The organism is Emticicia sp. 17c, from assembly GCF_037153985.1.
Taxonomy (GTDB): domain Bacteria; phylum Bacteroidota; class Bacteroidia; order Cytophagales; family Spirosomataceae; genus Emticicia.
Genome location: NZ_JBBAYI010000020.1, coordinates 1 through 7,967, shown reverse-complemented (window position 1 = coordinate 7,967; position 7,967 = coordinate 1). Strand labels below are relative to the sequence as shown.

The 7,967-nt window shown below is 40.3% G+C and carries 3 protein-coding genes; all 3 read right to left on the bottom strand.

Going from position 1 to position 7,967, the window contains the following annotated elements; genetic code table 11:
* On the bottom strand, positions 1 to 6,297 hold a 6,297-nt coding region (locus tag WAA15_RS23195), incomplete at its 3' end, for a hypothetical protein (protein ID WP_337045240.1).
* A 118-nt stretch (positions 6,298 to 6,415) separates the two neighbouring features.
* Entirely contained in the window at positions 6,416 to 7,228 is an 813-nt protein-coding gene (locus WAA15_RS23190; RefSeq protein ID WP_337045239.1) for a hypothetical protein, read from the bottom strand.
* Positions 7,229 to 7,251: 23 nt separating this feature from the next.
* On the bottom strand, positions 7,252 to 7,967 hold a 716-nt coding region (locus tag WAA15_RS23185), incomplete at its 5' end, for a hypothetical protein (protein ID WP_337045238.1).

The window sequence follows — 7,967 nt, the reverse complement described above, 5'->3', positions numbered from 1 at the left end:
GTTCACTGACTGACCATCCTTACGCCAGCTTAAAGTACCACTACAATTCGCTGCCGTCAAGGTAGCAAAATCTCCGGCACACAAGCTCGTTTTATCCGCTGTAAGCGTCGGCGCATTTGGTATACCTCCAATACTGATTTGAATACTGTTAGAAGCCACACTCGTCCCACAATTTGTCGTACAGGTAGCTGTATAAACACCTGATTGCGTCACCACCGCTGGATTTGAATAGTTCACTGACTGACCATCCTTACGCCAGCTTAAGGTACCACTACAATTCGCTGCCGTCAAGGTGGCAAAATCTCCGGCACATAGACTCGTTTTATCCGCTGTAAGCGTCGGCGCATTTGGTATACCTCCAGTACTGATTTGAATGCTATTGGATGCTATACTCGTCCCACAATTTGTCGTACAGGTGGCCGTATAACTACCTGATTGCGTTACTATCGCTGGATTTGAATAGTTCACTGACTGACCATCCTTACGCCAGCTTAAAGTTCCACTGCAATTCGCTGCCGTCAAGGTAGCAAAATCTCCGGCACACAAGCTCGTTTTATCCGCTGTAAGCGTCGGCGCATTTGGAAGGTTACCTGTTGTAATGGTCACTGAATTGCTAGCTACGCTTGTCCCACAACTCGTCGTACAAGTGGCTGTATAAATACCTGATTGCGTTACTATCGCTGGATTTGAATAGTTCACTGACTGACCATCCTTACGCCAACTTAAAGTACCACTACAATTCGCTGCCGTCAAGGTAGCAAAATCTCCAGCACACAAGCTGGTCTTGTCGGCTGTAATAGTCGGCGCATTTGGAAGGTTACCTGTTGTAATAGTCACTGAATTGCTAGCTACGCTTGTCCCACAACTTGTCGTACAAGTGGCCGTATAAATACCTGATTGGGTCACTATCGCCGGATTTGAATAGTTCACTGACTGACCATCCTTACGCCAGCTTAAAGTACCACTACAATTCGCTGCCGTCAAGGTGGCAAAATCTCCAGCACACAAGCTCGTCTTGTCGGCTGTAATAGTCGGCGCATTTGGAAGGTTACCTGTTGTAATGGTCACTGAATTGCTAGCTACACTTGTCCCACAATTAGTCGTACAAGTAGCCGTATAAACACCTGACTGGGTCACTACCGCTGGATTTGAATAGTTCACTGACTGACCATCCTTACGCCAACTTAAAGTACCACTACAATTGGCTGCTGTCAAAGTAGCAAAATCTCCGGCACACAAGCTGGTCTTGTCGGCTGTAATTGTTGGCGCATTTGGAAGGTTACCTGTTGTAATAGTCACCGAATTGCTAGCTATGCTTGTGCCACAATTTGTCGTACAGGTAGCTGTATAAACACCTGATTGCGTCACTACCGCTGGATTTGAATAGTTCACTGACTGACCATCCTTACGCCAGCTTAAGGTACCACTGCAATTGGTCGCCGTCAAAGTTGCCGATTCCCCAGCACACAAGCTCGTCTTATCCGCTGTAATCGTCGGTGCATTTGGTATACTACCTATGCTGATTTGAATATTATTAGAGGCCACGCTCGTACCACAACTCGTCGTACAAGTGGCTGTATAAATACCGGCTTGGGTTACAAATGTAGGATTGGCATTACTTATCAAACTTCCATTTAATAACCAATTCACTGTACCACTGCAATTGGCTGCTGTTAAAGTCGCCGATTCTCCGGCACACAAGCTCGTCTTGTCCGCTGTAATTGTCGGTGCATTTGGTATACCTCCTGTTGTGATTTGAATACTGTTAGAAGCCACACTTATGCCACAATTTGTCGTACAAGTAGCCGTATAAATACCTGATTGGGTCACCACCGCTGGATTTGGGTAAGTCACTGACTGACCATCCTTACGCCAGCTTAAAGTTCCACTACAATTCGCCGCCGTCAAGGTAGCCGACTCTCCGGCACACAAGCTCGTCTTGTCGGTCGTAATGCTTGGTGCATTTGGTATACCACCGGTACTGATTTGAATACTGTTAGATGCTACACTCGTGCCACAGTTAGTCGTACAAGTGGCTGTATAAATACCTGCCTGAGTTACTAATGTAGGATTGGCATTGCTTATCAAAATTCCATTTAATAACCAATTCACTGTCCCACTGCAATTAGCTGCTGTTAAAGTAGCTGATTCGCCAGCACATAAGCTCGTCTTATTGGCTGTAATTGTTGGCGCATTTGGAAGTCCTCCAGTTGTAATAGTTACTGAACTGCTGGCCACACTTGTTCCACAACTGGTCGTACAAGTTGCCGTGTAAATACCTGCTTGGGTTACTAATGTAGGATTGGCATTACTTATCAAAATTCCATTTAATAACCAATTCACTGTCCCACTGCAATTAGCTGCTGTTAAAGTTGCCGATTCCCCAGCACACAAGCTCGTCTTGTCGGCTGTAATTGTCGGTGCATTCGGTATACCACCTGTTGTAATTTGAATACTGTTGGATGCCACACTCGTGCCACAACTGGTTGTACAAGTAGCGGTATAAACGCCTGATTGGGTCACCACCGCCGGATTTGAATAAGTCACTGACTGACCATCCTTACGCCAACTTACTGTCCCACTACAATTAGCTGCCGTTAAGGTAGCTGATTCGCCAGCACACAAGCTCGTCTTGTCGGCTGTAATAATTGGAGCATTTGGTATCCCGCCTGTGCTGATTTGAATGCTGTTAGAAGCAACACTTGTACCACAATTAGTCGTACAGGTTGCCGTATAAATACCCGCTTGGGTCACAAATGTAGGATTGGCATTACTTACCAAGTTTCCATTTAATAACCATCTTACCGTTCCACTACAATTAGTTGCCGTTAAGGTAGCTGACTCACCAGCACATAAGCTCGTTTTGTCGGTTGTAATGGCTGGTGCATTCGGAATGCCGCCCGTGCTGATTTGAATACTGCTAGAAGCCAGACTTGTACCACAATTAGTTGTACAAGTTGCCGTGTAAACACCTGTCTGATTTACAAATGTAGGATTAGCACTGGTCAAGAAATTTCCATTCAATAACCATTTCACTGTACCACTACAATTGGCCGCTGTTAAAGTAGCTGATTCCCCAGCACATAAGCTCGTCTTGTCGGCCGTAATAGTCGGTGCATTCGGAACGCCACCTGTGCTGATTTGAATGCTGTTAGAAGCTACACTTGTGCCACAATTAGTCGTACAGGTTGCCGTATAAATACCGGCTTGGGTCACAAATGTAGGATTAGCATTGCTTATCAAATTTCCATTCAATAACCATCTTACTGTACCACTACAATTGGCTGCTGTCAAAGTAGCTGACTCCCCAGCACACAAGCTCGTCTTGTCGGCCGTAATGCTTGGTGCATTCGGTATACCGCCCGTGCTGATTTGAATACTGTTGGATGCTACACTTGTGCCACAATTAGTCGTACAGGTTGCCGTATAAATACCCGCTTGGTTTACAAATGTAGGATTAGCACTGGTCAATAAATTTCCATTCAATAACCATCTTACTGTTCCACTGCAATTCGCTGCCGTTAAAGTTGCTGACTCGCCAACACAAAGACTCGTTTTGTCAGCTGTAATCGTTGGCGCATTTGGAATACCGCCCGTGCTGATTTGAATACTGTTAGAAGCTACACTCGTGCCACAATTAGTCGTACAGGTTGCCGTGTAAATACCTGCTTGGGTTACAAACGTAGGATTAGCACTGGTCAATAAATTTCCATTCAATAACCAATTTACTGTACCACTACAATTAACTGCCGTCAATGTAGCTGACTCGCCTGCGCATAGGCTCGTCTTATCGGCTGTTATACTTGGCGCGTTTGGTATACTCCCTATGCTGATTTGAATGCTGTTGGATGCTACACTCGTGCCACAACTAGTCGTACAAGTAGCGGTGTAAATGCCGGCTTGGGTCACAAGTGTAGGATTGGCATTACTTATCAAATTTCCATTCAACAACCAATTTACTGTACCAGTGCAATTAGAGGCTGTTAAAGTTGCCGATTCGCCAGCACATAAGCTCGTCTTGTCCGCTGTAATGCTTGGCGTATTCGGAAAACTCCCTACCGTAATAGTCACACTTGCTGCACTGGTTCCACAACTAGTCGTACAAGTAGCAGTATAAACACCTGATTGAGCCACTACTGCTGGATTTGGATAATTTACCAACTGGCCATCTTTACGCCAGCTTAAGGTACCACTGCAATTAGAGGCCGTTAAAGTCGCTACCTCCCCTGTACATAAACTCGTTTTGTCGGCTGTAAGTAACAATATTTCTGGAACTACCTTATTAATAACAATCTGTGTTGTTGAGGCACATCCATTTAAGTCTTTTACATTAATAGTATAAACACCCTGCGGTATATTGGTAAATGAAGGTAAACTTTGAAATGCCCCATTATTTAATGAGTATACAAATGGACCCGTTCCTCCATTAGTTGATACAGTTATTGTTGCACCCGCACAGTCATAGGTTGCAACAGCAGAGATTGTAAATTCAGGATAAAGTTCTACTGTTATCGGGCAACAAAGCCCGTATTGGCAATTTCCATTATTAGTATCAATAGCCGAATATGTGTAGCTACCTATTTGAGTTATGGTATAAACTTGTTGAGTTGCCCCAGCAATCGCTATGCCATCCTTATACCATTGATAATTGCTTAATCCTGAAAGAGCAGTAGCTTGAATTTCTATTGGGTCGTCTTTACAATATTTATAAGGAACACTTATACAACAACTCATTGTTATATCATCTTCGACGATAATACCATTATTTGGAGTGCTGTCAATATCGAGACCATTCATTTGAATAATCTCAGCAGGAACGCTTATTACTCCAGCTTGATTTAAGGTTCCTTTTATTTGTAAAGTAATTGAAGATGTAGTACTTGATAAAGAAGGAATATCCCAAATACCCGTATTAGAGTCATACGTTGTTCCGGCAGGGGCTATAAATGTTAACCCTGAAAGAGCAAAAGATGGTACTTGTACCTTAACTTTAATGCCTGTAATGTTTGTTGCACCTTCATTTAACAAATTTATATTAAATGATACTGGTGAGCCAATTTGGTTTCCATTTGCAACAGTATTACATGCCAATGCCAAATCATTAGCCTGATTACAACTAACTTGTATATTGGCACTTCCGGTGCAACCATTTGCATCTTTAGCTAAAAAGGTATACGAACCATTTGTAAGATTTGAAAATATATTTGACGAAGTAAAGACTCCGTTATTGATGTTGTATGTATACGAATTACTCCCACCTGTTGCTGATAAAGTTACATTTCCTAAACCAGTTGATGCATCACAAGTTAAAACTGGCGATAAAGCAATTTTTTGAGGTTGTGTGATAGTAGCAGAAACACTTGAAATGCAGTTATTTGAAACATCTATTACCGAAATTGTATAGCTTCCGGAAGGTAAGTTTGAAAAAATATTACTTCCTTGAAAAGCGCCATTATTTAGGCTGTATTGCCAAGGGCCTCCAGTACCAGTTACAGCCACATTTATTACACCATCACTTAACCCATTACAACTAATATTAGTAACAGTCGGGTTAATCGTAATTGTTGGATAACGTTCAACAATTATAGGGCAACACAATGTAGCTGGGCAACTAATATTATTTTGAATACTACTAATTGTATAAGTGTAAGTTCCAATATCTGTTATTTTATAAGATGGCTGAGTTGCCCCTAAAATAGGAGCTCCATTTTTTAGCCATTGGTAACCAGTATACCCCAAAGGAGCTGATGCATCAATTTCTATTAAATCAGATGGGCAATATTTAAATGGTACAGATACACAAGCTATTGCTATATCATCCTCTAACAAATTGTCATTATTGGGGGTACTATCTAAATCTATTTCTGCAGTACTAAATATTTCAGCTTTATTATAGTAACTTCCTGAAGAAAGAACAGTTGTTACAATAGTTAATGTTGCATTTGTTGAAGCGGCGAGAGAACCCACATTCCAAGTAACTTCGCTTAGTGTTTGTGTATAAGTACCCGTAGATGGAGTAATACTATTTATAATAATATTATTAGGTATATAGTCTTTTACACTAATACCTGTCGCAGGAGCTTGTGTTTCATTGGTAAGCGTCAACACAAAAGTTACCTGTTCTCCAATTTGTGCAATTGATTTATTTGAAACCTTAGTAAGTGATAAATCCGTATAATTTGCACTTATGTAATTCTTTTTGGTATTATTGGAAATATTAGCCAAAGCCCCAAAGACATTACAGAATACGAATACATATAAAACGAAAAAAAATCGGTCTGTAAAAGTTGCTTTCATTTCAACAAATTTAATTCTATACAACATCTAAAAGCTTTATTTTCCCTGGGAACGACAAAAGCAATGCACTAGAATAAGTTTATACTTACTCCAGCATTATTGAAGTACACGCTCTCTATTAATTTTCAGATAAGATTCTTTTGCTAGCTGTACCTTTGTCGGTTACTACTTTCAATATAAGAGATTGGTTTCTTGCTGATTCTGGTAGAATGAATGTTTGTTTCTCAAGAATACTCTTTCTGTCTTTTTTTCTGAATAACTCGTTACCCTTATTATTAAAGAGTATCATCATGATATCTGTATCTTCTACAATACCCTTAAACTGCACCTGAAATTTATTATCTGTAATCACATTTGGATATATTATAGGCTCGAAGTCAGTATATTTCTCATCTACTATCTCCTTTGTTTCTATAATCGAGTAAGTATATACTTTACTAAACCAATCGTTACCCGCTATATCAATAATAGAATTTTTAAAATCTCCGCCCATCATACCTTTATCAGATGATTGAGGATCACTTTCATTTTCAAAAAGTCTTACTTCTTTTGGATTAATATTTTTAGGTAATGAAAAGTAAAATAATATTGTCTCATAGTTTTCTACTAAGTTCACTTTATCTCCATTGGTCGAAAAACCATGAAATGACCGTTCAGAGTTAGCTTCTGGCGACTGGACTACCGAATTATCTTCCCAGGTGCCTCCATCTACATTTTTTACATTTATCTTATCTATTGATACATTAGAAGGTAATACAACAGAAATTTGAGAAGGCCCCCAAACAAATTTTTCCTGCGAAAAATTAGGTTTCACGTATACTTCATATCTTTCAAATATGGAGTCATATTTTAGCGTTAAATCGAGTTTTTTCTGTGCATCAACTAAGATTGATATGGCACAAAAAACTATGGAAAAATAAAGTTTTTTCATTTTTTGTTCATTTAGTAATGACACTATTTAATTTTTGTTGTTAAAACCGGTAAACACACCGATTTACATACACAGACTTTTAATGGAACAGGGTTTGACCAGTCAAAACAAGAGCCATTAACTGTTGATAAATTATTTCCGATAGAAAGATTTGAAATGGTTCCCGTATAGGAAATAGCATAAGCATAATAATCATTTACACCTGATAAGCCTGTAAATGTTGGAGTATCTGAAATTTTTACGATAATTCCAGAAGTATTAACCAAAACATACTTTGTTACTCCGTTAGCAGGCGCAGTTCCAACAATATTGAGTGTAATACTTGAGGTTGTATAATCACAATTATTACCAACTACTGGTACACAAACCTTCACCATTAATGCGTTAGAAAAATCCTGACAACTTGCTGTTAAACTACTTAGCTGACCTCCAACTGTTAAGCCCGTCGGGGTTCCAGTGTAACTGTATGCCAACACCATGTATGTGTTGCTTCCTGTTAATCCACTAAAACTTGGACTTGTCGCTATCTGCTCTATTAAACCACTTTGTGAATTCACCAGTAAGTATCTGGTCTCTGTTGGGGCAGCCCCTACAAGACTCACACTGAAACTACTACTGCTATAATCACAACTTGTAAGACTTACAGGACATCCATAGGCGTTTACTGTGGTGCCAGAGGCTGTGTTAGGACACAAATCCTTGTCATCAGTCACGCCATCCCCATCCGTGTCTAAAACCG